This window comes from Corynebacterium pseudodiphtheriticum DSM 44287, from assembly GCF_000688415.1.
GTDB lineage: Bacteria > Actinomycetota > Actinomycetes > Mycobacteriales > Mycobacteriaceae > Corynebacterium > Corynebacterium pseudodiphtheriticum.
Genome location: NZ_JIAH01000010.1, coordinates 65099 through 90920, shown reverse-complemented (window position 1 = coordinate 90920; position 25822 = coordinate 65099). Strand labels below are relative to the sequence as shown.

At 58.7% G+C, this 25822-nt stretch carries 22 protein-coding genes; 6 read left to right on the top strand and 16 right to left on the bottom strand.

The genetic code is table 11. The annotated features are described in order from the left end of the window. Positions 1-25: 25 nt before the first annotated feature. Positions 26-994, bottom strand: coding sequence for a hypothetical protein (locus O146_RS0108720; protein WP_027018222.1), 969 nt, complete (start codon positions 992-994; stop codon positions 26-28). A gap of 106 nt (positions 995-1100) precedes the next feature. Here O146_RS0108720 and O146_RS0108715 point away from each other — a divergent pair, with 106 nt between their 5' ends. Beyond that, on the top strand, positions 1101-2393 hold the full coding sequence (locus O146_RS0108715; RefSeq protein ID WP_021351996.1) for an adenylosuccinate synthase: 1293 nt from the start codon (positions 1101-1103) through the stop codon (positions 2391-2393). A gap of 6 nt (positions 2394-2399) precedes the next feature. Continuing rightward, on the top strand, positions 2400-3920 hold the full coding sequence (gene purT / locus O146_RS11730) for a formate-dependent phosphoribosylglycinamide formyltransferase (protein ID WP_081820624.1): 1521 nt from the start codon (positions 2400-2402) through the stop codon (positions 3918-3920). Here purT and O146_RS11725 read toward each other — a convergent pair. Genes O146_RS11725 through O146_RS0108695 form a run of 3 tightly spaced genes read right to left on the bottom strand, consistent with a single transcriptional unit; the run spans position 3917 to position 9018 of the window. Beyond that, the gene (locus O146_RS11725; RefSeq protein WP_425265835.1) at positions 3917-6388 is read right to left on the bottom strand and encodes a serine/threonine protein kinase; all 2472 of its coding nucleotides are present in this window, start codon (positions 6386-6388) and stop codon (positions 3917-3919) included. The genes purT and O146_RS11725 overlap by 4 nt on opposite strands. Then, on the bottom strand, positions 6389-7495 hold the full coding sequence (locus tag O146_RS0108700) for a glutamate ABC transporter substrate-binding protein (RefSeq protein ID WP_081820623.1): 1107 nt from the start codon (positions 7493-7495) through the stop codon (positions 6389-6391). It lies immediately after the preceding gene. Further along, a complete protein-coding gene (locus O146_RS0108695; protein WP_155896259.1) occupies positions 7492-9018 on the bottom strand; it encodes a hypothetical protein in 1527 nt (508 codons plus the stop codon). The genes O146_RS0108700 and O146_RS0108695 overlap by 4 nt, the downstream gene beginning before the upstream one ends. Before the next feature lie 50 nt (positions 9019-9068). Here O146_RS0108695 and O146_RS0108690 point away from each other — a divergent pair, with 50 nt between their 5' ends. Further along, positions 9069-9578: an NUDIX domain-containing protein gene (locus tag O146_RS0108690; RefSeq protein WP_021352002.1), complete on the top strand. Its 510-nt coding sequence runs from the start codon at positions 9069-9071 to the stop codon at positions 9576-9578. A 104-nt stretch (positions 9579-9682) separates the two neighbouring features. On the opposite strand, the gene O146_RS0108685 is transcribed toward O146_RS0108690, so the two are convergent. The 4 genes from O146_RS0108685 to O146_RS0108670 are packed head-to-tail and all read right to left on the bottom strand — an operon-like array spanning position 9683 to position 13806. Beyond that, entirely contained in the window at positions 9683-11245 is a 1563-nt protein-coding gene (locus tag O146_RS0108685) for a phospholipase D-like domain-containing protein (protein ID WP_027018218.1), read from the bottom strand. Between the two features lie 3 nt (positions 11246-11248). Next, a complete protein-coding gene (locus tag O146_RS0108680; RefSeq protein WP_027018217.1) occupies positions 11249-12073 on the bottom strand; it encodes an exodeoxyribonuclease III in 825 nt (274 codons plus the stop codon). A gap of 35 nt (positions 12074-12108) precedes the next feature. Further along, positions 12109-13179 carry an N-acetylglutamate synthase, CG3035 family gene (locus tag O146_RS0108675; RefSeq protein ID WP_027018216.1) on the bottom strand — a complete coding sequence of 357 codons (1071 nt, stop codon included), beginning with the start codon at positions 13177-13179 and terminating at the stop codon, positions 12109-12111. A gap of 9 nt (positions 13180-13188) precedes the next feature. Next, on the bottom strand, positions 13189-13806 hold the full coding sequence (locus O146_RS0108670; RefSeq protein WP_021352007.1) for a peptide deformylase: 618 nt from the start codon (positions 13804-13806) through the stop codon (positions 13189-13191). 16 nt (positions 13807-13822) lie between these two features. On the opposite strand from O146_RS0108670, the gene O146_RS0108665 reads away from it, so the two are divergent. The 3 genes from O146_RS0108665 to O146_RS0108655 are packed head-to-tail and all read left to right on the top strand — an operon-like array spanning position 13823 to position 16198. Beyond that, positions 13823-14092, top strand: coding sequence for a DUF3263 domain-containing protein (locus tag O146_RS0108665; protein ID WP_027018215.1), 270 nt, complete (start codon positions 13823-13825; stop codon positions 14090-14092). A gap of 10 nt (positions 14093-14102) precedes the next feature. After that, positions 14103-14954, top strand: a complete 852-nt coding sequence (locus O146_RS13120) for a LytR C-terminal domain-containing protein (protein ID WP_155896258.1) — start codon at positions 14103-14105, stop codon at positions 14952-14954. Next, positions 14954-16198, top strand: coding sequence for a glutamate--cysteine ligase (locus O146_RS0108655; RefSeq protein WP_027018213.1), 1245 nt, complete (start codon positions 14954-14956; stop codon positions 16196-16198). The genes O146_RS13120 and O146_RS0108655 overlap by 1 nt, the downstream gene beginning before the upstream one ends. 8 nt (positions 16199-16206) lie before the next feature. On the opposite strand, the gene O146_RS0108650 is transcribed toward O146_RS0108655, so the two are convergent. Genes O146_RS0108650 through O146_RS11710 form a run of 8 tightly spaced genes read right to left on the bottom strand, consistent with a single transcriptional unit; the run spans position 16207 to position 25761 of the window. Further along, entirely contained in the window at positions 16207-16605 is a 399-nt protein-coding gene (locus tag O146_RS0108650; protein WP_021352011.1) for a monovalent cation/H(+) antiporter subunit G, read from the bottom strand. A gap of 2 nt (positions 16606-16607) precedes the next feature. After that, entirely contained in the window at positions 16608-16883 is a 276-nt protein-coding gene (locus tag O146_RS0108645; protein ID WP_021352012.1) for a monovalent cation/H+ antiporter complex subunit F, read from the bottom strand. Positions 16884-16886: 3 nt separating this feature from the next. After that, positions 16887-17468 carry a Na+/H+ antiporter subunit E gene (locus O146_RS11720; RefSeq protein ID WP_279625089.1) on the bottom strand — a complete coding sequence of 194 codons (582 nt, stop codon included), beginning with the start codon at positions 17466-17468 and terminating at the stop codon, positions 16887-16889. Beyond that, positions 17461-19239: a Na+/H+ antiporter subunit D gene (locus O146_RS11715; protein WP_023018428.1), complete on the bottom strand. Its 1779-nt coding sequence runs from the start codon at positions 19237-19239 to the stop codon at positions 17461-17463. The genes O146_RS11720 and O146_RS11715 overlap by 8 nt, the downstream gene beginning before the upstream one ends. Continuing rightward, positions 19232-19738: a Na(+)/H(+) antiporter subunit C gene (locus O146_RS0108630; RefSeq protein WP_021352015.1), complete on the bottom strand. Its 507-nt coding sequence runs from the start codon at positions 19736-19738 to the stop codon at positions 19232-19234. Before O146_RS0108630 ends, O146_RS11715 begins: the two co-directional genes overlap by 8 nt. Then, complete coding sequence (locus O146_RS0108625; protein WP_027018212.1) at positions 19738-22797, bottom strand: Na+/H+ antiporter subunit A; 3060 nt, start codon at positions 22795-22797, stop codon at positions 19738-19740. The genes O146_RS0108630 and O146_RS0108625 overlap by 1 nt, the downstream gene beginning before the upstream one ends. A gap of 50 nt (positions 22798-22847) precedes the next feature. After that, the gene (locus O146_RS0108620; RefSeq protein ID WP_244266830.1) at positions 22848-24245 is read right to left on the bottom strand and encodes a M20/M25/M40 family metallo-hydrolase; all 1398 of its coding nucleotides are present in this window, start codon (positions 24243-24245) and stop codon (positions 22848-22850) included. 25 nt (positions 24246-24270) lie between these two features. Beyond that, complete coding sequence (locus O146_RS11710) at positions 24271-25761, bottom strand: M20/M25/M40 family metallo-hydrolase (protein WP_051619363.1); 1491 nt, start codon at positions 25759-25761, stop codon at positions 24271-24273. Positions 25762-25822 lie beyond the last annotated feature (61 nt).

Here is a 25822-nt window from a genome sequence, read left to right as displayed (position 1 = left end):
GGTAGAGGACGCGGCGCCCCGGAACTCACGGACGGATGATTTGTAAATCCCGCAAATGCCGGTAAAAAGTTACTCGTTTTTGCGGGCGTTTGCTGCGCACTCCGTCGACGTGTACCGCCATTTCCGGTCCACCGGCTTGTACCGCACGCCCAGTGACTAATGAATGCGGATCTAGCTGGCTGACGCTCGCCCCGGGGTTCTTTTTCTTGCGCCAGCGTGCAAACAATCCACGGGGTTGTGGTGCTGCGGTGTGCACTGCCGCAGCAATGCCAGGTGCGTTGAGCATTGGCACTAAGCGGGCGCCGTACGCCAGGGAACGGCTGGCGTTATCTGCGCTGCCCTGGGCATCTTGCTGCAGCAAAGTGGCATCGTCGACGATAATTTCCCCGGTCATGGCGGATGCGTCCCACTGGCTGATAGCAGCGGAACCAGCCACGGCCTGTCCGGCATCATTGCGGATCAGTGGGACGGGTTTGACCTCGCCAGTCAACGCCAGTTTGAGCGCGGCAGCCGGATCAGCGGGAATGGACCAGTTTTGTGCTGCAGTGCTGGCGGTGCTGCTAGCGGCGTTTTCGGTGGCCGGGCCAGAAACGTTTTTGCTGCCGGTAGTGTCTACCGCGCTGTTCGTCGGTTCCGCCACCGGGACGAATCCGATCTGTGGCCACAATTGATCCGCCCGCAGCAAGCGGGTGAGCACCGCAGACAAGGCGGCGTCTGAACCAATCACGATTATCCGCAGCGGCATCACTGGTTGTTGTGGTGCTAGTTGTGGGGCAGCCATGTGTTCTACGCGCGGTTGCGCTTGGATCTCCTCCAACGAAGGAGTGGGATCTACCGGTAATAATTCCGTAGCATGCTCGGATAAAAACTTCAGATCACCCCGGCCTGGCACAGCTGGCAGCGTAAAAATCTCCACCCCGGAAGAACGATATAAAGTCTTGGGCAAAACCAGTTCGGCTGCAGCTTCCCCGCAACGCAGAATCAGCACACGCATGCCAAGCATCGTAACCGACGTTAAAAAAATTATCGCAGGTGGGGCAATTCCTAGTAGGCTATGAGGCTGATCAAACTACTGACCGCAGGGAAGTGATGAGGCAGGTATGGCAGCGATCGTCATCGTCGGCGCCCAATGGGGCGACGAAGGCAAAGGAAAAGCCACAGACATTTTGGGCGGCCAGGTGGATTACGTCGTCAAGCCTAATGGCGGCAATAACGCCGGCCACACCGTCGTCGTTGGCGGTGAAAAATACGAGCTCAAGCTGCTTCCGGCAGGAATCCTATCGGAAAATGCCACCCCGGTGCTGGGGAACGGTGTGGTCATCAACCTGGAAGCATTGTTTGAGGAAATTGACGGCCTGGAATCCCGTGGAGCAAACGCCTCGCGGTTAAAGATTTCCGCCAACGCGCACCTGGTTGCGCCGTACCACCAAACACTCGACCGGGTGCAAGAGCGCTTTTTAGGCAAACGTGCAATCGGCACCACCGGCCGCGGCATTGGCCCGACGTACCAGGACAAAGTCGCCCGCGTCGGCATCCGCGTGCAGGATATTTTTGATGAGTCCATTTTGCGGCAAAAAGTGGAATCGGCGCTGGATGTGAAAAACCAGATGCTGGTGAAAATGTATAACCGCAAGGCCATTGAGGTCGAGGACGTCGTCGGCTACTTCCTGTCCTATGCCGAACGCCTGCGCCCGATGGTGATTGACGCCGAACGCGAGCTCAATGAGGCCTTGACTGCCGGAAAACACATCCTGATGGAAGGCGGCCAAGCTACCATGCTGGACGTCGACCACGGCACCTACCCGTTTGTGACCTCGTCGAACCCTTCCGCAGGCGGCGCGTGCGTCGGCTCCGGCATTGGCCCGACCCGCATTGATACCTCACTGGGCATCATCAAGGCCTACACCACCCGCGTGGGTGCGGGGCCATTCCCGACGGAACTTTTCGACGAATGGGGTAATTACCTGCAAGAAACCGGTGGTGAGGTTGGCGTGAACACTGGCCGACGCCGCCGTTGTGGTTGGTACGATTCCGTGATTGCACGCTACGCCAGCCGCGTTAACGGGTTTACGGATTACTTCTTGACCAAGCTTGACGTGCTCACTGGAATCGGAGAAATTCCGATCTGTGTAGCCTACGACGTCGACGGCGTGCGCCATGACGAAATGCCAGTCTCGCAATCCGAGGTACACCACGCCAAGCCAATCTACGAAAATATGCCGGCTTGGGACGAAGACATCACGGGCTGTTCCACCTTCGAAGAGCTGCCACAGCGCGCACAGGATTACGTGCTGCGCCTAGAAGAACTGTCCGGAACGCGCATGTCGTATATCGGCGTCGGCCCGTCGCGTGAGCAAACCATTGTGCGCCACGACGTGCTGGCGGGAAAATAGGCTGTCATGAGTGAGAAAACGGAAGCTGCCGAAACCACGGACACGCCCAACACCATCGGTACACCGCTGAGCTCAAATGCCACCCGGGTGTTGTTGCTGGGCGCGGGCGAGATTGGTCGCGAGCTAGCGATCAGTTTCCAGCGGTTGGGCCTGGAAATCCACGCCGTCGACAAGCGCAACGGCGCGCCGGGCCACCAGGTTGCGCAATATTCCTACGTCGCAGATGTCACTGACGCGGCGGCCGTTCTGGAATTGGCAAAGCGTATTGAACCGCACTATGTGATCCCGGAAGTGGAGATCGTCGCGGTAGAAGCGCTGCGAGAGATCGAAGAAGCAAATTCTGCCGTGGTAGTGCCTGGGGCGCGGGCTTGCGAGCTGACCATGGAACGCGAAGCTATCCGTCGTACCGCCTCAGAACAATTGGGCTTGCCGACGACCGCCTATGATTTCGCCTCCAGCCCGGAAGAACTAAAAACCATTTTGGATGAGATGGGCTACCCGTCCATCGTGAAACCCGCGGTTACCTCAAACGGACGCGGGCATATGGTGGTGCGCTACGGCGATGAAGTGACCGAGGCTTGGCAGACCGCTTCTGCGGAAGCGCATTTCGACGGTCGCGTGATAGTGGAGCGCTTCGTCGACTTTGATTATGAAGTTACCCTGCTAGCGGTGCGTTCGATCGACCCGAAAACGGGCGAATTGGCCACGTGGTTTGCCGAGCCTATCGGGCATGATCACCGCGACGGTGGACTGATTGATTCCTGGCAACCGCTGCAGTTGAGCCAGGTAGCGATGGAAAACGCGCGCTCTATTGCCGCCCGGATTTCTAATGAATTGGGTGGGCGCGGAGTTTATGGCGTCGAGTTGTTCGTCGCCGGTGATGACGTGTATTTCTCTTCGGTATCTCCACGGCCGACGGATACCGGTATGGTTACCATGGCCACGCAGCGCTATTCGCAGTTTGATTTGCATGCACGGGCAATTTTGGGTCTGCCGATCGATGTGACACTCACTTCGCCGGGAGCTGCCCGCATGCTGTGTTCTGAGGTGGATGCGGACACGTTATCTTATGGCGGGTTGCAGGATGCCTTCGCACACCCAGAAACTTCTGTGCTGTTGTTCGGGAAAGCAGGTAGTTACCCGGGCCGACGCATGGGAGTGGTGTTGTCGACTGCTGATAACACCGATGCTGCGCACTTGGTGGCGCGGGAAGCCAGTAGGGAAATCACCATTGCTGCTGACGATGATTCTGTCACTGCTGGCACAGAGGGCTCTAGTGCAGGAAAAGCTGGTGCAGAAGACGCTGGTGCAGCTGGCTCCGGTGTTGGCGGTGGCGCTGATACTGATGCTGGAGGTGGCACTGGTACTGCACAGGAAACAAGCGCTGCAGCTGCCACGACGCCGGAATCACGTGCTGCGGCAGACGGTGCAGCTGCGGTTGAATCTGGGAGCAAGACTGGGCCCGAAACCGCTGCGCTAACTGAAACTGCCAGCGACAGCAGCCCTAACAGCGACAGCAGCCGTTAGAACCAGGTCGCCGGGCGGATCATGTTCGCTAAATCCACCAGCGCGTAGCGGTGCCGCGGAAACGGTGCCACTCGTGCCTGCGCCCGCAGCGTGTTGTACAAGCCAGAGCGTAAACCGTGCTGGCTAAACGTGTGCTCGAAAAGCTCGTGTGGCGAGGCCGACTGCTCCAAATCTGCTTCCCGCAAGAAGTTCAGTGCGGAAACCAATACCGCGGTTTTGATTTGTAAAAAGCGCGGCTCATTCGTTGGGATGGATTCCAATCGACGCGCAGCCCGCCGAATATACGGTTCATTCAACGGGCTGGCCAACAGCTGCAAGATCGTCGTCAAGACCGCCATGCGGTGGTGACGGGAAGCAGGGGAAACCCGATCTAAAACCTGCACTGCCAATTCCACCTGTTTTTCGGCCATTAACTGCCGGGCCAAACCGAATGCCGAAGACACCGTCGCCGGGTTAGTTTCCCAGACTATGGAATATAAACGTAGTGCATGAAAGCGCAGCGAGGCCGGCTCATCGGTGCGGTGCTCCCAAATTTCGGGGCGTGCTAAGAAAAACTCATTGGGGATGTTTGATAGCGAATCCGGGGTGCCCGTTGTGGCACGTGACAGCTCCGGCGGAAGCAAACTCAAATGGTTCCGGCCTTGCTCTTCGAGCAATAACTCATCGACTGCGGCCAGCGCGAGCTTCGGGGCTGCTTCGCCGGGAAGCAAAAACATTACCGAGGAAAAATGGTCTTGCGCATCGCGGTAATCGTCCAACAGGGTTGCAGTAACCCCGGAATACCAGCGAAAACGCCAATCGCTAGCCATATCTTCTTCTAAGGAACGCAACCATTCCCGCGCCTGGGTAGTCAGCCCCAAGTCCAGCATCGCTCGCACCACGCCCAGCGGGATTTCCTTCGAACCGACGTATTCATTAGTGTGCATCGCTTGCCTTAACGTTTCTAATGCTTCCTGCGGCTCAGTATAGGAAGAACCAGAAAGCATAGACGCGCCTGGGTCGCTGCGGTCGATCAACGGGACTGGTAGAGCAGAGACAACCTCGGCCGCGGTGATGTGCACGGACCGTTCGATGCCATCGATGAGTTGATCGGTGCGGAATACGGCGTGCTTGGTGCCAAAAGTGGTACGTTGCGGGGAAAACAACGAGTGCTGCGCTGGGTGCTGGATGCCGTCGCGAATGGCGATTACTTCCCGCAACACCCCATACAACTGGGTGCGCAGTTCTTCGATGGAAGAAAACCGGTGTTTGGGATCGTGTGCGGTTGCCCGTTGCAGTAGGCGATAAAACGACAAATAGCGCCGCAGCGTGGGTTCTTCCGACGGTCCGGGTAGCCCGGGAAGGTAGATGCCGTCTTCCGAGGGTAGGTTGAGCGTGAGTGCCGCCAAGGTGCGCCCAATGGTGTAAATATCACTGGCGATGGACGGTCCTTGCGTAGACACCTCGGGGGCCTGGAAGCCCTTGGTGCCGTAGATATAGCCGTAGGCGCCGATTCCCGAGACCGCACCCAGGTCGATGATTTTGACCTGGTCTTCGCTGATGATGATGTTATCCGGTTTCAGGTCGTTGTAGACCACGCCGCGAGCATGCAGATATTCCAGCGCAGGCAAGATTTCTAGGATATAAGCGATGGCGATATCGATGGCGACGACGTGATTGGGCTGCGAATTCCGGCGGTGGCGCAGTGAAGGCCCACCGACGTATTCCATGACGATAAACCCGCCGGGCACGCGATCGTCATCAATGAAATTGAAAATCTTCACGATGCCGGGGTGGGTAATATCTGCTAAGAACTCGCGCTCGGCTTCCGCGGCGGCGGTTTCCTCGGCCGATTTTTGCGATTGCATCCCTTTGAGCACCACGATGCGCCCGGAAACAAAATGGTCGTTTGCCAGGTAAATCCAACCCATGCCACCGTGGGCGATCACGCCCAAGATTTCGTATTGCTGGGCGACGATATCACCGGGGTTCAGCTGCGGTGCCGGGATTTTCTTTTTTTCGATCGCCTCGTGTGGGTCAATCAGGGCTTCTTGTGGATCCGTTGGCACCACGAAGGGCAGGCGCACCATGCGGTCGGCGACTGCGCGTGCGGTGCGTTGGGCACGGCGACGTTTGCGGAAGGTGGATAGTGCTTGCCGACGAGCCCGTGTGGAGGTGTCTTCTTGTCTTTCAGCGCGCTGCTTTTGGGCTTTTTCGTCGCGGATTTTCTGCAGGTCTTGTAGCAGCGAGGCGATATTGTCTTCGTTGCTGCTGTAACCGTCGTCGCTGTCGCCATTGCCGTACTCGCTGCCGTCGTCGTTGTCATCCTCAGCGAAAGGATCAAATGGGACCGCGGAGGTCGCCGGCTCGGCCTCGGGCACACGGCTGGCTTCCGTGTGCGCGGTCGCCTCTGTACGTTCCGTGGCCTCAGTATGTTCTGCAGCCTCTGTATGTTCCGTGGCCTCGGTGGGGGCAGATTTCTCAGTCACTTATTCACCATCCTCTGGGCGGTAGTGCAGCGGTGGCGGGCCCGCCGTCGGCAAGCGTCCCGCAAACCAATGACGGAACAATTCCCACCAGGTGCCATCGGTGCGGATGCGCTCGAGCGTGGAATTGACCTGGCGCACTAGCCCTTCTGCCTCAGCAATCTCGTCGGCATGTGCGCTGCGCGCTGGTTTGGGCATGCCAACGCCGTAAATATCAGAGTCCACCGCAGGGCCAACGATTTCCGTGTATGGATCCTGGATTTCCAAGCCGGAAAGGATCACATCATCCACCAGAATCGCATCAGCTTGGTTATGCTGCATCGCATACAAGCAATCGGCCCAAGTTACGGCCTTTAAGATATCGGCTTTCGGGGAGTGCAAGCGCGCAAGGTTGATGCCGGTGGAATTATCCGTCACGCACACCGTGCGCGAGGCGAGATCTTCCAGCCGGTTGACCTCAGAATTCCGGTTGACCAGCAGGCGAGTATTCGTCGACAAGTATGGCGTAGAAAATTCCACTTCCTGTTGCCGCTCGGGGGTGATGGTGAGCGTGGAGAGCAAAAAATCTACTTTTCCGGTGCTCAAGGTATGCACGCGGTGCTGCGATTCGACGAAGCGGAAATCGACGGCGTTGCGGTCACCGAAAATATCCTCGGCTATTTCGTGCGCGAGGTCGACTTCGAAGCCAGACAACTGCCCGGTGGTGGCATCACGGAAAGACAACAAGTTTTGCGATTGCTGGATGCCGACGATCAAATAGCCACGCTCCACAATCGACGGGATGCGCTCTGCCGCGGTGCGACCGTCTGGTTTCAGCGAGCCACGAAGGGCATATTCTTCGACTTCCGTTCCCTGACGGGTACCGGCTTTTTCTACACGTGCGCCGGCGGGTAGCGGGATGCCGGTGGCGCTATCGCGCGGGATGCTTAGGGCGTCGTTTCTGGGGGTGAAGTCTGGCACAGCGCAGGCGGATAATACCAGCCCGAGCGCGGTGAGAGCCGCGACCAGCCGAAGCGGGCGGAAGCGGTAGCGGTCAGTATCGGAACAACTCCCATGGCAGCGAGAAGTATGGCAGCGAGGAGCACGGTGGTGAATGACACGGGCGATCATAGGTATTCCACCATTCGTGGACGAATTCCCAGCCAGATGGCAATTGCCGAGAGCACCGAAAACAGGCTTACCGCAGCTGCTACCAAGTTCAGCGCGGCTAGGCTCTCGCTCAGGTAAGAGCGCATAGAATCACGTGCCGTTGCGATCAGCTCAGTCAAGGCAGCATCGAGTTTCTGGAAGGCAGCCGCCGAGCTCATGGTTTGGTTCGTTCCTGTGCTTGCTGCGTCCGGCGACGAATCCGTCGCTAAGGCCAAAGCTTGCTCGTAATTACCGGAATCCAATGCGCGCAACAGGTGGGCCTTAGCTTCATCCCATTCCTGCAAAGCCGTCCGTGCTTCGTCGATGGTGGCTGCATCGGATGAATGCAGCGCGGTGGAATTGCTGTAATCAGTCAGTGCGTCCGAAATATGCTCATTCGTGGAGGAAAATTCCAAGGAGGGGTTGTAGTTCGTCCGACGCTGCACCAAGGCCAGAATCTCTTCTGTGCGGGTGCGCTGGGCATCAATACGGGCCTGCGTGAGTGAATCCCAGGGAGTGGATGATTCCGTGAAACCCTGGCTGCCTAAATGCCAGGTGTATACGTTGGTGCCAGAAACCCAAGCCAAAGCCAGGGCCATCAGTAACGTTGCCCCCAAGAAACCGCGGTTGAAACGACGCCTGCTAATCCGCCACAACCAGTACTGGGCCAACCCCAAAAACACCAAGGCCGCGACTAAACCGGACAGCGGAACCCACTGTGGGCGAGTTAGCTGATCCTGTTGCTCCGAGACGTTATTGGCCGATAGTCGGAACAGTGAGGCCGCAGCGGGGAGGATGTCATCACGCATCATCGCCGAGGCATTCGACATATATGCCGCACCGACGGCATTTCCGGCGCGATTATTAGTGCGTGCGGCTTCCACCAACCCGGTGTAGACCGGCAGCTGGCGCTGGATCTGCACAGCTAATTGCCGGAGGTAGACATCCTCGTCGTCCGAATCCAATACAGCTGCGGTAGCTTCGCTGGCGGCGGAATCCACCGCCTGCAAGTATTGTTTGCGGGTTTCTTCCGGCTCTACTCCTGCTTGCACAAAACCAGTGGTGGCGATGGTGTCGGCCAGTGAGAGCGACATATACAAGTTGTGTGCCGAATTGCTCATCGGCTCAGTGGAGGTAAGCAGATGGTTGAGCTCGGTTTGTCGGTTGGCCACGGAATTTGCCATTGACAACCCGGCAGCGAGCAGTGCGGCGGTGAGCACAATCATGCCGACGGCCATTTTGCCCGGAGTAGTACCGAAAAACCCGAAGATGCGGGAGATGATCTGCGTAGAACCCGAAAAGGAGGAATGGAAAAATCGCCGCAGAAGTGACATGCCAGGTGCGTCGGTGGTTTTGGCTTCATCGAGCCAGTGGTCCTGGGCGTGGGCGGGAACGGGTTCGACGCGCAGCGACGGGCCACGGGAGGTGCGGGCAAAGTTGGCCGACATCTCATCTTCTGCATCGATTGGGCGATCGAGGCTTGTCGCGGGCCTATGACCGTTCATTACCCTAGACTAACGCACGTGATGTGTGCTGGGCTACTAAAATAGACGGCATGTCAGATACACACCGGGGAAGTGGCGACGGTTGGGCGGCCGGGCCGAACGGCAGCAAGCTGTGGGGACGGTTCGGCGCTGCCGGGTTGTTTTTGCTTTCCGACGATTCCACCGTGCTGATGCAGCTGCGCGCGCCGTGGACCTCTCAGGGCGGCACATGGGGCCTTCCTGGGGGAGCCCGCGACGGACACGAGACTGCCAGCCAGGCTGCGGTGCGGGAGACCTTCGAAGAATGCGGTATCGAGGAAAGCGCGGTGACAGTGCTGCGAGAGATCGTGACCGCGGGCCCGCTGCCAGGGGATCCGGAACGCCCGGAACTAGCCGGGGAATGGACCTACACGACGGTGCTGGCGAAAACCGCTGATGGCAGCGAGTTGCCGACCTTCCCAAATGCAGAATCCGATGATTTGCGTTGGGTTCCGGTAGCGGAGCTGGAACAGCTGGATCTGCTCGCGCCGTTTGCTGATTCCTTGCCTGTGCTGCGCAAGGCATTGGCGGAGTTGCGTTAATGCGTTTGCGCTAACGCGGTTGACCACTGCGTTTACGCTAACGGGCTTGGCTAGCGCGGTTGGCTAACTCGGTTGGTTAAGGGATCTGCCCTGGCCAGCCGGTGCTACTGCAATGCGGAAGTCAGCCGCATGACATTATCCACGTAACGACGGATAAATCCGCGCTGCTCCCACTTTTCTAAAGTCAGTGGGCGGCTAACCGCACGGTACGTCGCGGCTAGCTCGTTGAGATCATCAATCAGCGAACCAGACACCACAAACAATGTGGATTCGTAGTTCAAGCCAAACGAACGCATATCCATATTCGAAGAGCCCAGCATGCCAACAGCATGGACGCTATCGCAATGATTGTCTTCCGGGTCCGCCAACGCGAACTTTGAATGCAACACATACGGCGCGGGGAATTGGTAAATATGCACGCCGGCTTCCAACAAGGCTTGGTAATACGACGATTGCGCATGGTGCACCGTGAACTGGTCGGCGCGTTCCGAGACATACAATTCCACGCGCACGCCACGGAAGGCAGCGCTGGTCACGGCTTCTAACAGGGATTCGTCCGGAATGAAGTACGGCGAACACAGCACCAGGCGGTTTTTTGCGTGATGTACTACCTGGTTAAACATGCGCAGGTTCGGTTCCGAGCTGTAGCCCGGCCCCGAAGGAATCATCTGCAAGACATTGGCGTCCGAAATATATTCGGTTTGCGTGGTGGGCTGCGGGCTGGCTTGCGTCGTGACCTGCGCCGTGCCCTGCGTGGCGTCGTGTGCGGTGGGTTGGCGTGTTTCGGGGTCCAGCACCTCATCGGATTCTAGATACCAGTCAATGGCAAACACCGATTCCATCGAAGTGACAATTGGCCCGGATAGCTCGACCATATAATCAATCCACTGCCGACCCGCGCGCACGTTCTTGCGAATCCGGTAACTGCGGTCAATCAGGTTCAGCGACCCCATAAAACCGACCGTTCCGTCAACAATGATGATCTTGCGGTGATTGCGCAGGTCAGGGCGGCGAAAACGCCATTTCCATGGCTGTAACGGCATCATTAAATGCCAGTCGACGCCGATCGCATCCAAGCGTTTGCCCAACTTCCGGTAGCCCGGGTATTTCAAACTACCAATCTGGTCAAACAACAAGCGCACCTTCACCCCGCGGCCGACGGCGTCGGCAAGCGCCTGATAAAACACGTCGGTGGTCTCGTCCCAGGACTGGATATACACCTGCACGTGCACATAGTCGGTGGCGGAGTCAATGACCTCCGCCATGCGCTTGATTGCCTGGTCATAGTCAGCGAGCAAACCACGTTGGTCGCCAATGACCGCCGGGAACCCAGTCAGTCGACGATTGAGAGCGATCATGGACGCAACTTCGCGGGAGTTGCACAGGTGCGGCGGCATATCCGGTAATTGCCCCTGTGCGTCGTTGAGCTGTTCGTTCGCGTTTTTGTATACCTCGTGACGGCGCCGGTTAATAAACGGCGAGCCCATCAGGAAAAACAGCGGTAGACCCAAAAATGGAATCAACAGAATTGCTAGCAGCCAGGCCGTCGACGATGACGGGCGCCTGCCCTCTGGCACGAAGCCAACAGCCAGGATTTTGATGGTGTAATCCAGGATAAAAAACGCGGCCTGCCACCACGTCACATCGATCGACAGCGCCGGTTCCACGGTTTAACGAACCTCGTCGAAGTCACTCGCTTGAAAATCCACCACCACCGGCGCGTGGTCCGAGGCACCTTTGCCGTGGCGCTCATCGACATCCACAAACCCCGAACGAGCTTGTTTCGCTAACTGCGGTGAGGCCAGCTGGAAATCAATGCGCATGCCCTCGCCCTTGGCAAACCGCATGGAAGTGTAGTCCCAGTAGGTGTAGCGCGCCTCGGTGAGTTCGCGGGTGATTTCCCGGGTACCGGCTTCCTCCAACATCTGGAAAGCCGCGCGCTCTGGTTCGGTGACGTGGGTGGCGCCGTCGAACACACGCAGATCCCACACATCCTCGTTGCGGGGAGCGATATTGAAATCGCCTGTGAGTAGGATTTTTTTGTCAGCGTCTTCGCTAAGCTGGCCGCGGAGGTAGTCGCGTAAGGCGTAGAGCCAGAACAGCTTGTATTCGTAGTGACGGTCGGTAATCTCGCGGCCATTGGGCACATAGAGCGACCAGACCTCGGTGTCGGTATCGCCGATGCGGGCGCCGATCGCACGGGCTTCTATGTTTTGCGGTTCGCGCGGGTCTTTATGAAACCCCGGTTGGCCAGGGAATTCCCGGCGGACGTCGTGGAGCTCGTGACGGGAAATCAATGCCACACCGTTCCACTGATGAAAACCACAGTGGGCAACGTGGTAACCGGCTTCCTCGAACACCTGGTAAGGGAACTTGTCATCGGCGCATTTGGTTTCTTGCACCGCCAGCACGTCGATCTTATGGCGTTGCAAAAAATCCAACACACGGTCGGTGCGTGTGCGAATAGAGTTCACGTTCCAGTTAGCGATCCGCATGGCGCCTTATTTTACCCGCGCACGCGCGCGGACGCTCAGCGCGGGCTATCGCCCAGCCACAGTGCGCAACGATGTCGGTGATGCTCGAGGAACCCCAGGTTGTGATACAGAGCAATCGCGGGGGTATTTGTGGATATGACCTGCAGGTAAGCCGAATCCGCGCCGTGGCTTTTGCCCCAAGCCAGCATGTCCGCCCCGAGCCGGGTAGCCAAGCCACGGCGGCGCCAATCCGCGGCGACTTGCACAGCAGAATAGCCCAGCCATTTCTGGCCGTTTTCGGATTCGGTGAGCGTAGCACGCGTGATGGCCACTGTTCTGCCGGTAGCTGGTTCCAACAATCGGGCAAATCCCATGGTGCCCGCGATGCGCCCGGCTAGCAGCTGCAGTGCGTGTTGCGGAAGCTCGGTGCCGCGGAAGGTGTACAGGTCAAACCATTCCTGGTCCGGGGCGTCGTCGACGCGGAAGAGGAGCTTGTCGACGGCCTCAGTGCTTGGTGATGCAGGTTCAGCGTCGGCAAGCGAGCGCGTCATCACCAAGATTTCGGGGCCTAGATCCCATTGTCCCTCTGGTGCGCTGCGCAGCAGACGCTCGGCGGGGGCACCGATGCGCTCGGGAATAAGTAGGCGCGGCGGCAAGCCATGGGAACGGTAGAACTCGAAGATTTCGGAGATCGGCACTGGAACGAAACCGGCCGAACGCCCAAGCGGAACCGCAGAATTTGAGCGTTCGGTAATGCCATCACCAGCCCGCATGAGCCATTGGCCATCGGAAGAAACCTGGTTGTGAATACCCGGGAAGGCGGCGGCGGTGGCCTCTTCTACGGCACGGATTTCCGAATTTCGGATCCGTCGTGGTGAGAGACGTTTGACCACATAGATCTCCTCGCTGGGAATGGTCACCGAGGGTTTTTCTGAGGGATAACCGCCGATCTCTTGGGGGCGTACCACCAGGGGTTCTAGTTCCAGCACATGCCCAGTGACATCGGAATACACCGGGGCATTGCGGTTACCCAGCGCGCGCCGCACGATGACGCGATCACCGACAGACACCTCGTCACTGCGGAAAATCCGCGACTTTGTGCTGCGTGGGGCGTTCGGGTGGTTCATGGGCGGAAGCTACTGCTCGTCGTGGCCGAAGGGGTCGCGATCTTCACCAGGCATCCAGGTCAACCCCGGTTCGGTCCAACCATTGGCCTTGATGGTCTTTTTGGCTGCTCGCTTATAGCGGCCGGTAAGCATATCGGTATACAGGAAGCCATCGAGATGTCCGACCTCATGCTGCAGGCAGCGAGCGAAAAAGCCGTAGCCTTCGATGGAAATTTCCTCACCATTTTCATTCAGGCCGGTCACCCGCGCCCAATCTGCGCGGCCCGTTGGGAAGCCTTCACCCGGCACGGACAAGCAGCCTTCGTCGTCGCTGCCGTCGTCGGCGGGCATGGTTTTAGGAATCTCGGAGGTTTCTAGCTTCGGGTTGATAACACAACCACGGCGCATGCCGCCGTCTGGCTTATCGCTGCCGTTCGGTCCGTCAACATCAGGGCATCCGTAGACGAAGATGCGCAGACCGACACCAATCTGGTTGGCAGCCAGGCCGACGCCGCGGGCAGCGTCCATGGTCTCATACATGTCTTTGATCAGCTGCTGGATCTCTGGGGTATCCAGTGGGGTATCGACGATGGTCGTGGGATTATGCAGCACGGGGTCGCCGTGGATAACAATGGGGCGCACAGTCATGCCTTACAGTTTAACTATGACCGAACACCAAACGCTCACAGACGGTGGCCTTTCCGATTGTGACAGGGAGCTTTTGGATTTCACCGAACACGCCCCGCGGGCAGCCGGGGCGAAAGAAGAAGCTATCCGAACTCAGTTGGGAATGACCCCGGTGCGGTATTACCGGCGGCTGAATATTTTGTTGGATTATGCTCCCGCGATGCAGGAATATCCCTTGTTGATAAAGCGTTTGCGGCGCGTGCGTAATCGGCGCGCCGTGACCAGTTCCGATACTTCGGAATATTAGAGTGGCTAGTGTGACGAATGTATACCACGGTGATGAGGCGAACATGAACTATTCCGACGCTCGCGGCCCGGAAAATGCTAGCGGGGCAGGTGCTGGGGGAGCTGCCGGATCAGGAGCTAGTGGATCAGGGGCTGCTGGATCTGGCACGAGATCTGGTCTGCCATTGCGTGGCCTAGCGATGGTGTTGATTTCCGTAGCAATTTTGCTGGGCCTGTGGGGCATTTTCGCACTCACCAGCTCAGACGAAACCACCGCGACGAATACTGCGAACAACGCGCAAAACTCCGCCGCAGAGCAAGCCGGAGGCGACAACAACGGTGCTCCTGCAAACGGCGGCCAGGGCGATGGGCCCAACGGTGCGCCTGCCGACGGCGAGCACCGCGACGGCGCACACCCTGGTGATGCTGACCGCGACGGTGTTGAAGACCCAGCCGGGGCGCAAGAGCACCCCCATGAAGGCGGCCACCCAGAGGGCGCGCCGGGAGCAGAGCGTCGAGAAGCACCGGCTGGCCGTTCTGGTGGAGCCGGCGCTGGCGCTGGCGCAGGCGCTGGTGCCCCGCAGACTTTCGACGTCACCGTGCTGAACAACTCGACGGTGCCTGGCCTGGCCCACCGCGTGACCCAATCACTAGAGCGTGAAGGCCAGAAAACCCGCGAATCCGGTAACCTGCCGGGCGGAGAAAAAGTGCTGCGCGAAAACACCGTCTTCTTCCCAGCTGGTAATGCTGCGGCAGAGCAGCGCGCCCGCGAACTTGCCGACCGCGTCGGCGGTGTTGCCCGGGAAAACACCGCTTATCTGCCTGGTGAAGCCACCGAGAATAACGGCCTGACCATGGTCCTTATCGGAGAGGTTGCTCTGTAATGGCAGGTTCGTCTGAGACACCGAAAGAGGTGTTTAAACGTTCGGAACGCCCCACCGTCGGCATCGAATGGGAAGTCGCACTTATCAACCCAGAAACGTGGGATCTTGCGCACCAAGCTGAAGCGGTGATCAATACCGCGCAGCAGATTCAGCCGGACATTCATCTGGAAAAAGAATTCCTGCAAAACACGATCGAGCTGGTCACCGGAATTTGCGATACCATTCCGCAGGCCGTGGCGGAACTCGATCGCGATCTTGCAGTGATCCGGCAAGCAGCCGAACAACACGGGTTATTGCTGTGGGCGTCGGGGGGCCACCCGTTTTCCGATTTCCGCACCAACCCGGTGAGCGCGAAGATGACTTACGCCGAGATCATCGAACGCACCCAGTACTGGGGTAGCCAAATGCTGATTTGGGGCACGCACGTGCACGTTGGCATCCGGCATGAAGACCGCGTTTGGCCCATTATCAATGCCCTGATGACGAAGTTCCCGCATCTGCTGGCGCTGTCCGCGTCTTCGCCGGGGTGGGATGGCATTGATACCGGTTATGCCTCCAATCGCACCATGCTGTATCAGCAATTGCCTACCGCGGGCCTACCACCGGCGATCACGACTTGGGAAGAATGGCAGAGCTACATGCACGACCAGGCAGCCTCCGGAGTGATTAGCCACACTGGTTCGATGCACCTGGATATTCGCCCGGCCTCCAAATGGGGCACGATTGAAGTGCGGGTTTCTGACGCCGCGTCGAACCTGCGCGAGCTGTCCGCGGTAGCAGCTTTAACGCATTGCCTTGTGGTTTATTACGACCGGATGCTTGACGACGCCATCGTTGATACTGCCACCGCTGAAGACGCCACCGCTGGCGGCGATACCGCTGCTGGTACTGGTGCTGGTGCTGTTACTGAAACCAACAACCCATTGCCCAGCCTGCAGCCGTGGCACATCGCAGAAAACAAATGGCGCGCCGCCCGCTACGGGCTGGACGCGCTGGTAATCACCTCGCGGGATACACACGAGCGCTGGGTGAAAGATGAACTAGCGGACCTGGTGGAAGAGCTAGCACCTATCGCAGAAGAACTCGGCTGCAGCCGGGAGTTACAGCTGGTGGCAGAAATCGTCGACAAGGGCGCTGGCTACCAACGCCAGCGGCAACGCTTCGCACAATCCGGGGGAGACTGGAAGCAAGTAGTGGCTGCCACCGCAGAAGAGATGACAACCTGGCGGCCGCTGGAAAACTAGGCTGCGCGTTAGCTTTTGCGGGGGTCTTTTTTGCGCAGCGTGCGCTTGGCCGGGCGGTCGTTGCGCGACATCGTGGCATCTGCGCCGTAAAGGCCTTCACGGCGCCCAATGCGACCAAGGCGTTGCGCGGTAACCGGGCTGGTTAGGAGCGCGAAAATCACCAACAAGAACAGCACCCCGATATCGGATTGCCACCCGGTGTTATAGCCGTCGCCAGCCACCGGCAAGTGGATACCCGCACCGACTATGCACATGATCAAACCGACGGTCTGTGGTTTCGTGACCGCGTGCACCCGCGACATGGTATCGCCGAAACGAGCGACACCCACCGCAGCAGAAAAGACGAAAAATCCACCCGTAGTGAGCAACACCAGGGAGACGACGTCGGCAAGCAAAGCCCAATTCATAATTAGCTCACATCCCTCTTCCGGAAGCGGGTGACGGCCACGGTAGAAATAAACGCGAGCATTGCGATCACCATCATCGCGTAAACCACCGTGGAATCCGAGGTCCATGCGATGTAGGTGGCGGCCGCGCATTGCATCATCGCGACCATCCCGTCGAGGCCCAGAAGCCGGTCCAATGAGTTAGGGCCGACGATGATGCGCCAGACCGTGATCGCCAATGCTGCGCTGATCAATAGCGCAGGGATGATCAGCAGCGTGGTATACAACTCTGGATCCATGGGCTAGGTCCTTTCGAAAATCTTGATCATCCGGGCCTCCAGGGCTTTCACCCGGGCCAGCTCTTGCTCGATGCGCTCGTCGTTATCCGCGTTGAGTAAGTGAATTGTCAACGTACGGTTCGCAATATCAATATCCGTCACCGCACCGCCCGGCTGCAGGTTGTATAACGTCACCGCTAACACCAAGATGAATTCGTTGGACACACGCATCGGGGCCGTCACAATAGCGGTTTTTGGCAGCTGCTGCGGGCGCAATGCCAGCCAGGCTACATTCAGCGAGGCGCTGAGCAGCTCAAAGAAAAACTCCACTAGGAACCAGGCCAGTTTGTGCCAAGAGATGTGCAAACCAGCCACGGGCATGGCTGGCAGTGGTAGCAAGTAGACCACGAGCGTGCCGACGACTAGCCCAGCGACGATATTTCCCCAACTAATCTCGCCGACCAAGATGATCCACATGACCATCAACCAGGTGATAAACGCTGGGCGGAAGCGGTTGCGTAAACCTTTCGGGACGCGCTTTTTAACCGGGCTTGCCGGGCTTTTTCGGCTGCTCGTTTTTCTCGCGTGTTGGTTCCCATTAGGAATCGCCTCCCTGAACGGATTCAGTGGCAACCGGGCTAGAGCTTGGGGTGGTCTGTGAACTGGTGCTGGAGCTGGTGCGCCCGGCCCCTGCATTGCCGCTTTCTTCGCGGCGGTCTTCGCCGTCGTCCAGCCGCTCCAGTTCCAAGTTGCGTGTCGGCTCGCCAGGGTCCGTGCCCAGTACCGCGGTGCGGTAGATGTTGACGTCTTGCGCGGAGTTCGCCGCGCGATCCGTGATGCTGGCGATGGGGCCGGCAACGACGCTGATCGCGCTGGATGCGATGACCAACATTGCGGTAGCCGCGAGCATGCCAAATGGTGTGCGGCCCACCGATTCGCGCTCTGAAAATTCCACTTCCTGGGTGATGTCCGCCAGTGGGGCAGGCCGGGCCATCGCCATGTTGCCTTCCGGGGCGTCCTTGCGGTCACGTACAAAGCCTTTGGACCAGACCATGATCATTACGTACAGCGTCAACAGCGATGTGATCACCGCACCCCCGATTAATACCCAGGACATCCAGGTATTGGCCTCGGCACCAGCATGGAAAAGCATCACTTTGCCAAGGAAACCGGAAAACGGTGGGATGCCGCCCAAGTTCAGCGCCGGGATCAGGTACAGCACGGTAATCACTGGTGCGGTATACATCAGCGAACCCAACCGGCGCAGTGACGAGGTGCCGGCGTGGCGTTCGATCAGGCCGACGACTAAGAACAGTGCGGTTTGCACCAGAATGTGGTGCACCATGTAGAAGATCGCACCGGATAGCCCTTGCGAGCTGCCCAGACCAATGCCGAAGATCATATAACCGATGTGCGAGACCAGCGTGAAAGACAACAATCGTTTAATGTCATTCTGCGCCATTGCGCCCAGGATGCCGATCAGCATCGTGGCTAACGCAACCACCATCAGCAAAACGTCCAGGCTGCCATCGGTAAACACAGTGGTGCGCATGCGGATTATTGCGTACACACCGACCTTGGTCAGCAGCCCCGCGAACACTGCCGTGACCAACGACGGAGCTGTAGGGTAGGCGTCCGGAAGCCAAGAATCTAGCGGGAAGACCGCGGCTTTAATGCCGAAGGCAACCAGCAACACACCAAAAATGGCGGCTTGCGTGCCACCCGGAATATCTTCCATCCGCTGGCCAATCTGGGCCAGGCTCACCGTACCGACGGCCGCATAGGTTACGGCAATGCCGAACAAAAACACCATGGAGCTGGCCATAGAGACCATCACGTAACCCACACCGGCACGCACGCGCGATGGGGAAGCGCCCAGCGTCATCAAGACATACGAGGCCACCAGGAAGATTTCGAAGCCGACGTACAGGTTGAACAAGTCTCCGGCCAGGAAAGACAAGTTCACGCCCATCGTCAGCAGCATGTAAGACGGCAAGAAGACCGCAACGGGCTCATCCTTCGTATCATCACGGATGCCCTGCGCGATGGCGAACCACATCACCGCAAACAAAATGATGGAGCTGACGAACAGCATCATCGTCGACAAGCGGTCAGCGACCAGAGTGATGCCCAGTGGAGCGTCCCAACCGCCGATTTGCAGGGTTTGGATGCCTTCGCCGTCGACGACGATGAGCATGGTGGCCGAGAGCACCGCGAGTGCCAACAGGGTGAAGAACACGAAGGCACGCCGTACGTTGAGCATGCGTGGAAACAACAGACACCCGGCTGCTGCAAGCGCGGGCAGGATCACTGGCAGCGGGATTAAATACGGCATGTACGGCAGTACTGCCTCGGTAAAGGGCTCTAGTCTAGTCATCGGCGCCTTCCGTTCCTGTGGCGTCTTCGACGGGCTTTTCAAATGACTCCGGGCCGAAGCGGTCGCCTTCTTCGGTGGCGCGGCCCGTCTTCGGGTCGTCGGAGGCATCGTGGTCTGGGCCAGCGGCCGCGTTGATCGGCCGGGCGGCAATTGCTGCGTCTTCGTGGTCGTCCTCGACGACGTCGGCAGAACGGTAGCGGTACTGACGGTAAGCCAGGGAAAGCAGGAAGGCTGTGAGCGCCATGGCAATCACGATCGCCGTCAGGATCATTGCCTGGGCCAGCGGATCGGCTTCTTGCTCGCCGTACAGCGAGGACTCACTACCTGTAATGGGAGGCGAGCCGGCGGGGCCGCCAGCTTGCAGGATCAGCAGGTTCGCGGCGTTACCGATAAGCAGCAGGCCGAGCACAATCTTGGTGACTGCACGGTCAAGCATCAGATAGACCCCGGCGGCGACCATCACCCCGGAGGCGAGTAACAGAAATAGGTTTGCTTCCATTAGCTGCGGCTCCTTTCTCCGGATGTGGTGCGGGCTGTAGTCGGTGCTTCGGTTCCTGCTTGTTGGTTCTGTTCAGCCCTAGCTTTTTGCTGCTTGCGTTTGGCAGCCTTTTGCTCGTTCCTGCGCTGTAGGTTCTTGTGCTGCAGGTTCTTCGCGCGATCGCGCGCACGCTGCTTACGCTCTTCGTCTTCCAGATCCAGTTGCGTACCCAGAGCTGTGAGCACATACATGGTCATGCCGATCACGATCAGGTACACCGCGGCGTCGAAAATTAACGCTGAAGGTAGTGACACTGCACCGATCACGGGGACATCAACGGACGCATAGTATGAGGTCAGCGGGGGATCACCGAAGGCCATCGGTGCCAGTGCAGAACCTGTCGAAAGCATCAGGCCGACGAAGAATAACCGTGCGGGGTCGACAGGCAAGGTCTCTTCCAATTCCGCGCGACCACCGGCGACATAACGCAAGGACAGCGCAAGAGCCGCGACCAATCCACCAGCGAAACCGCCACCGGGGGCGTTATGGCCGGCGAAGAAGAAGTAGACGGACAGCGCCATCATCGATGGGAAAAGCACGCGTGTGGCCACGTCAATCATGATCGAGCGGTTTGCTGCACGCTCGGTTTCCACCTGTGCGGCCAACCAACGGCGGGATACCGCGGTGAGGATTGGCCGACGTGAACGCCTGGTGAAAGAGTTTGTGCGGTAGATCAGCGATGCCACACCTAGCGAGGCAATGATCAGCACAATGGTCTCGCCCATGGTGTCCCAAGCACGGAAGTCCACCAGGATCACGTTCACGGTGTTTAAACCGTGCGAGATTTCTTCTGCGAGCTTTGGCATTGGCTCGGAAATTGCTGGGGCGGTGCGCGCGTTCATGGCGAACAACGCGACGGTGACCACGGAGAATGCGACGGCGATGGACAACCAAGCACGGAAGCGATTGAACTGTGGAGTGCCACGCCATTCCACGTTGGTGGGCATTTTCCGCAGCACCAGCATGAAAATGACCATCAGCACGGTTTCCACCAGTACCTGTGTCAAAGCCAGGTCCGGGGCACCGTACATGGCAAAGATAAATGCCAGGAAGTACCCAGTAACACCAACCAAAACGACAGCTGAGAGACGGTTGTGCATAACCGTTGCTGCAATGGCGGCGACGATAATCGCGATTGCGGCTCCTGCCTGCCAAGCGGATTCGCCGAGGTTAAGGCGGATATTCGTGCGATCACCCAGCAAGAGCGCTATCAATGGCAATACGGCGAGGACGACAAAGATGACGCCCAGGTTGTACTGCAGAGAACCGCGCTGGGTAGAAGCCGTTAAGCGCAGCGAAATCCGGCGCAGTTGGTTCAGGATGGCGTAATAAGCATCGTTCGCATTGCCCAGTGCCGGGTAATCGAAATGAGCTTTGGCCAGGGCACGGCGCTGCCAGTGCAGGATGCCACCGACAGCCAAAATACCGGCAGAAATAGCCAGAGGCAGCGTCCAGCCATGCCAAAGAGCTAGATCTGTGGCGTGCCCGGCAGCGGGGTCACCGTGGCCGGTGGCAGCCAGGTGTGCAAATTCTGAATCCAGGTGCTGGTTAATCGCGTTCGAGATAATGCCTGGTTGTAGACCGAAAAAGATCGTCAAAGCGACCAGTACCGCCGGTGGGCCCCACAGCAGCACCGAAATTGGTTCCATTGTGGTGACTTCGTGGCAGATGCCACCACCGGTCGGGTGCGTTGGTTTTTTGCTCGCGAAGGCGCCGTAGATCACGCGGATCGAATAAGCCACCGTGAGCACAGAACCAACCACGATGAACACCAAGATTAGCTGGCGCGGGGTACCGACCAGTAGTTCTTCATGTAGCACGGCTTCCAGGGCAGCTTCCTTGGCGACGAACCCCAGCATTGGGATTACACCGGCCATTGAGGCTGCAGCCAGGATTGCGATGATTGCCAGCAGCGGTTGTTTGCGCCCCAAGCCAGAAAGATCGAAAATATCGCGGGTTCCGGTGGAATGGTCGATCGCACCGACGACCATAAATAGAGTGGCCTTAAATAGCGAGTGCGCCACCGTGAGCGCTAAACCTGCCAGCAGGGCCTCACGGGAGCCAATGGCAACCACCGAGGTGATAAAGCCCAATTGAGATACGGTTCCGTAAGCCAAAATTAGCTTCAGGTCGCGTTGTTTCAACGCCATCCAGCCACCGAGCAGCATGGTGAATAAGGCCAACGGAATGATCAGAGCGTGCCAGGTGGCAACCTGTGCGAAATCTGGGGCGAGCCGGGCTACCAGATAAATTCCCGCTTTTACCATCGCTGCCGAGTGCAAGTAGGCCGAGACGGGAGTTGGCGCGGCCATCGCGCCCGGCAACCAGAAGTGGAATGGTGCGATCGCGGATTTAGACAGCGCACCAACGATCACCAGCACAATGGAAATGCCGATATGCGGTACATCCGTGAGTTCTGCGGAGGCAGCAAATGCGCTGAGCTCGGAAAAACTCCAAGTTCCGGTGGTTTGGCCGAGCAATACGATGCCAACCAGCATGATCAAACCACCGAGCACGGTGACCATCAAGGCCTGACCCGCAGCACGGCGAGACGAGGCGCGCTCGCCATAATAAGAAACCAGCAGGAAGGACAGAATAGAGGTGGCTTCCCAGAAGATATACAGCAACAGGAAGTTGTCCGAGCTGACCAGGCCGATCATAACGGTGGCAAAAGCCATCATCTGCCCGGCGAAAAGGGCAAGCCGGCGGGGAGTGGAGTTGAAATAGCCCCAGCAATACAGCATCACCAGGGCGCCCACCCCGGTGATGATTAGCCCGAACAAACCGGATAAAGCATCAAGCCGGAAATCCAGAATCAGTTGAATTTCCGGCACCCAGACCAGGGAATACTCCAATGTGCCATCGCCGGTAAAAGTGCCGTGTACGAAGTGCTGCAGTAACCAGAAAAAACCCACTGCGGGTACGGCTGCGAGCAAGGCGAAAGCCGACCGGCCCAACCAGTGGATCAGAAGCGGCGCCAGAATTGAGGCGCAGGCTAGGGAGCCAAGCAGGATGAGCACAATTATTCCGCCTCCCAGTTATTGCGCGTGGGCTAAAGACTTTTTCAAGCTTAGCGGAAATGGAGACGCGTCAACAGCAGTGCTTCTGCAAAAGCCAAGCGTTCAATCTCTTCCGGATCCACGGATTCGTTGCTCGAGTGAATAGCCGAAGCCGATTCCGCTACCCCATAGAGCCCGAACTCAGCGTTCGGGAATTTTTCTGCCAATTTCACCGTCAACGGGATTGAGCCACCCGTGCCGATCATTTCAGTGTCTTGCTCGTAGGCCTGCGAGATGCAATCGCTGAGCAACCCAAACAGAGGGCCGGAGGTATCGGCGGCAAAAGATGGATTCGCCGAGGTGATATCAACATCGATGTGCGCGCCCCAGCTGATGTGCGCGCGTAAGTGTTCCGCGACCTTTTCTGCGGCGTCTGCCGTATCAACCCCTGGCGGTACCCGTAGGTTGAGCTGCGCCGAGGCAGTGGCAGGTACGGCGTTGATGGCTTCTTCTACCGGGGTAGAACTAAAACCGGTGATGGTAACCGCCGGGCGGGCCCACACCAGATCCGCCATTTCGTCGTCACCAGCGCCCAGCATGTCGACGCCATCGAGCAGACCAGCGGCATCGCGCGCTGCGTCATCTTCGGCCGGATATGGGCTGCCTTCCCAATGACGATGTTGCCCCAAGCCGTTGACGGCGACTTGCCCGTCGTCGTCATGCAGCGCGGCCAGCACCCGCACCAGCGCGGCCACCGCATCCGGAGCCGCGCCGCCGAATTGCCCGGAATGCACTGGTGCTTCCAGGGTGTTCACCGTGACGGTCAGCTGCCCACCGCCACGCAGGCTGGTGGTGAGCGTCGGCAAGCCAGCTTGGCCAGAGGCAGTATCGGCGATGCAGATTAGGTCGGCGTCGAAAAGCTCCGGGCGGTCGTCGACAAGATCTTTCAGCCCCTGCCCGCCGCGTTCCTCAGAGCCTTCACAAACCAGGATGATGCCGGCATCGCAGCCGCCGGTGGCATCAACCGCGCGGATGGCAGCCAGGTGCATCAGCACGTTACCTTTGCAATCCGCCGACCCGCGCCCGTACCAGCGCCCGTCACGCTCGGTGAGAATGAACGGATCAGACTGCCACTCTTCCGGGGTGGAAATATCGACGACGTCGTGGTGGCAATACAACAGCACCGTCGGGGCATTGTTCTTGGCGGCGCGCTTGCCGACGACTGCCGGCGAGCCGTCGCTGGTGGTGATGATTTCGGTGGCCAGGCCGCGCTCCACCATGAGATCGCGGATCATCCGGGCCGAGCGAGCCATGTCTTTGGCGTGGTCGTCATTGAGTGCGAGGGAAGGGATCGCACACAGCTGAGCGAGGTCACCGAAGATGCGTTGCCGTTGGCCACCAATGTGATGGCGCAAAGCGTGCTCCAGGTGGTCGTGATTTGGGTTCGAAGGGTCGTGGTAACTGGACACGATGTAATCCTTGTGATCTTTTTGTTTAATTTTGCGCTGATTCCTGTGCTTGTTCCTGAGCCTGTTCCTGCGCCCGTGCTTGTGCTTGTGCTTGTGCGCTGAAGCGGGTGATAAACAGCGCTTCCGTGGTAGCCAGGCGAATGATTTCTTCCGGGTCCACGGACTCATCTGGCGAATGGATGGTGGTTTGCGGCTCGCACAGGCCGTAGACGGCGATATCGGCATCTGGGTTGGCCTCGGCCAAAGCAGTGGTCAGCGGAATCGATGCACCGTTGCCGGTATTGCGCACCTCTGCACCAAAAGCAGTAGCCATGGCGGCTTGGAAAGTCTCGAAGGCCTCGGATTCCGTGCTGGTGGAAAACGGGCTGAAGACGTCTTCTGCCGTGACCTCAATCTGGGCGTCGAAAGGCACCGCATCGCGGATCTGCTGGGCGGCAGCCTCGACGACGCCCTGGGTATCCAGGTGGAATGGCACGCGCAGATTCACCACGGCTTCGGCGTGGTGGGTAACAGCATTGACGACGTCGCTGGTGGGGCGTGAGCTGAACGCGGTGACCGTCGCGGCTGGTCGAGCCCACAGCTGGGCTGCGATTTCTTCGTCCGTACCTTGGCCGTGCAGGCCGACGCCGTCGAGCACGCCCGCATCAGAACGGAAGGTGCCTGCGTCGTAGCTAGCGCCTTCCCAGTACCACTTTGCATCCTCGGTTGGTTCGAAACCACGGATGACGGTGTGGCCGTTGTCGTCGAAAAGCGAATTCAGCGCGCGCATCAGAGCCAAGGTGGCGTCGGGAGCCACGCCACCGAACAAACCGGAATGCACCGGGGCGCGCAGTGTGTCGACGGCTACCTTCAGCTGTGCACCTCCGCGCAGTGCAGTGGTGATGGTCGGGGTACCGGCGGCGACGTTGCCACCATCGGCGATGAGCATGACATCAGCTTGGAACAGCTCCGGGCGCTGCTTGATCAGCTTGTCTAGGCCTTCGCCGCCTTGTTCTTCTGAGCCTTCCACTAACACCCGCAGGTTGATGCCCAGGTTTTTCAGTCCCACGGTGTCGTCGACTGCGCGCAGTCCGGCCAAATGCATGGCTAACGAGCCCTTGCAATCGGCGGCGCCACGGGCATACCAGCGGCCGTCGCGCTCAGTGAGGGTGAACGGATCTGCAGTCCATTCGGCCGGGTCACCGGCCAGAACGACGTCGTAATGTGAATACAACAAAACGGTGGGGGCGCCGTCGATTTTTGGGGTGGAAGCCAAGTAGGTGGTCGAGCCGTCGGCAGTTTGGATGGCGCTGACCTCCAGCCCGGCGTCGACAAGCGCGGCATCGACCCAGTTGCCGGCGTTGGTGTGCTCTTGTTTCAATTCCGCATTGTCTGGCAAGTACACGGAATTAAAGGCAATGATTTCGGACAACTGCGAAAAGATCTCCGCGCGTTGGCCCCGGATATGTTCTGCGAGGGCGGTTTCGGTCTCGTTTGCCTGTGCAGCAGCCTTAGTTTCAGTGCTAGTTGTATTCATGCCCGCTAACCTAGCAGGAATTTCTGGGCAGGAATTCCGGGATTGCTGTGTGAATGCGGGA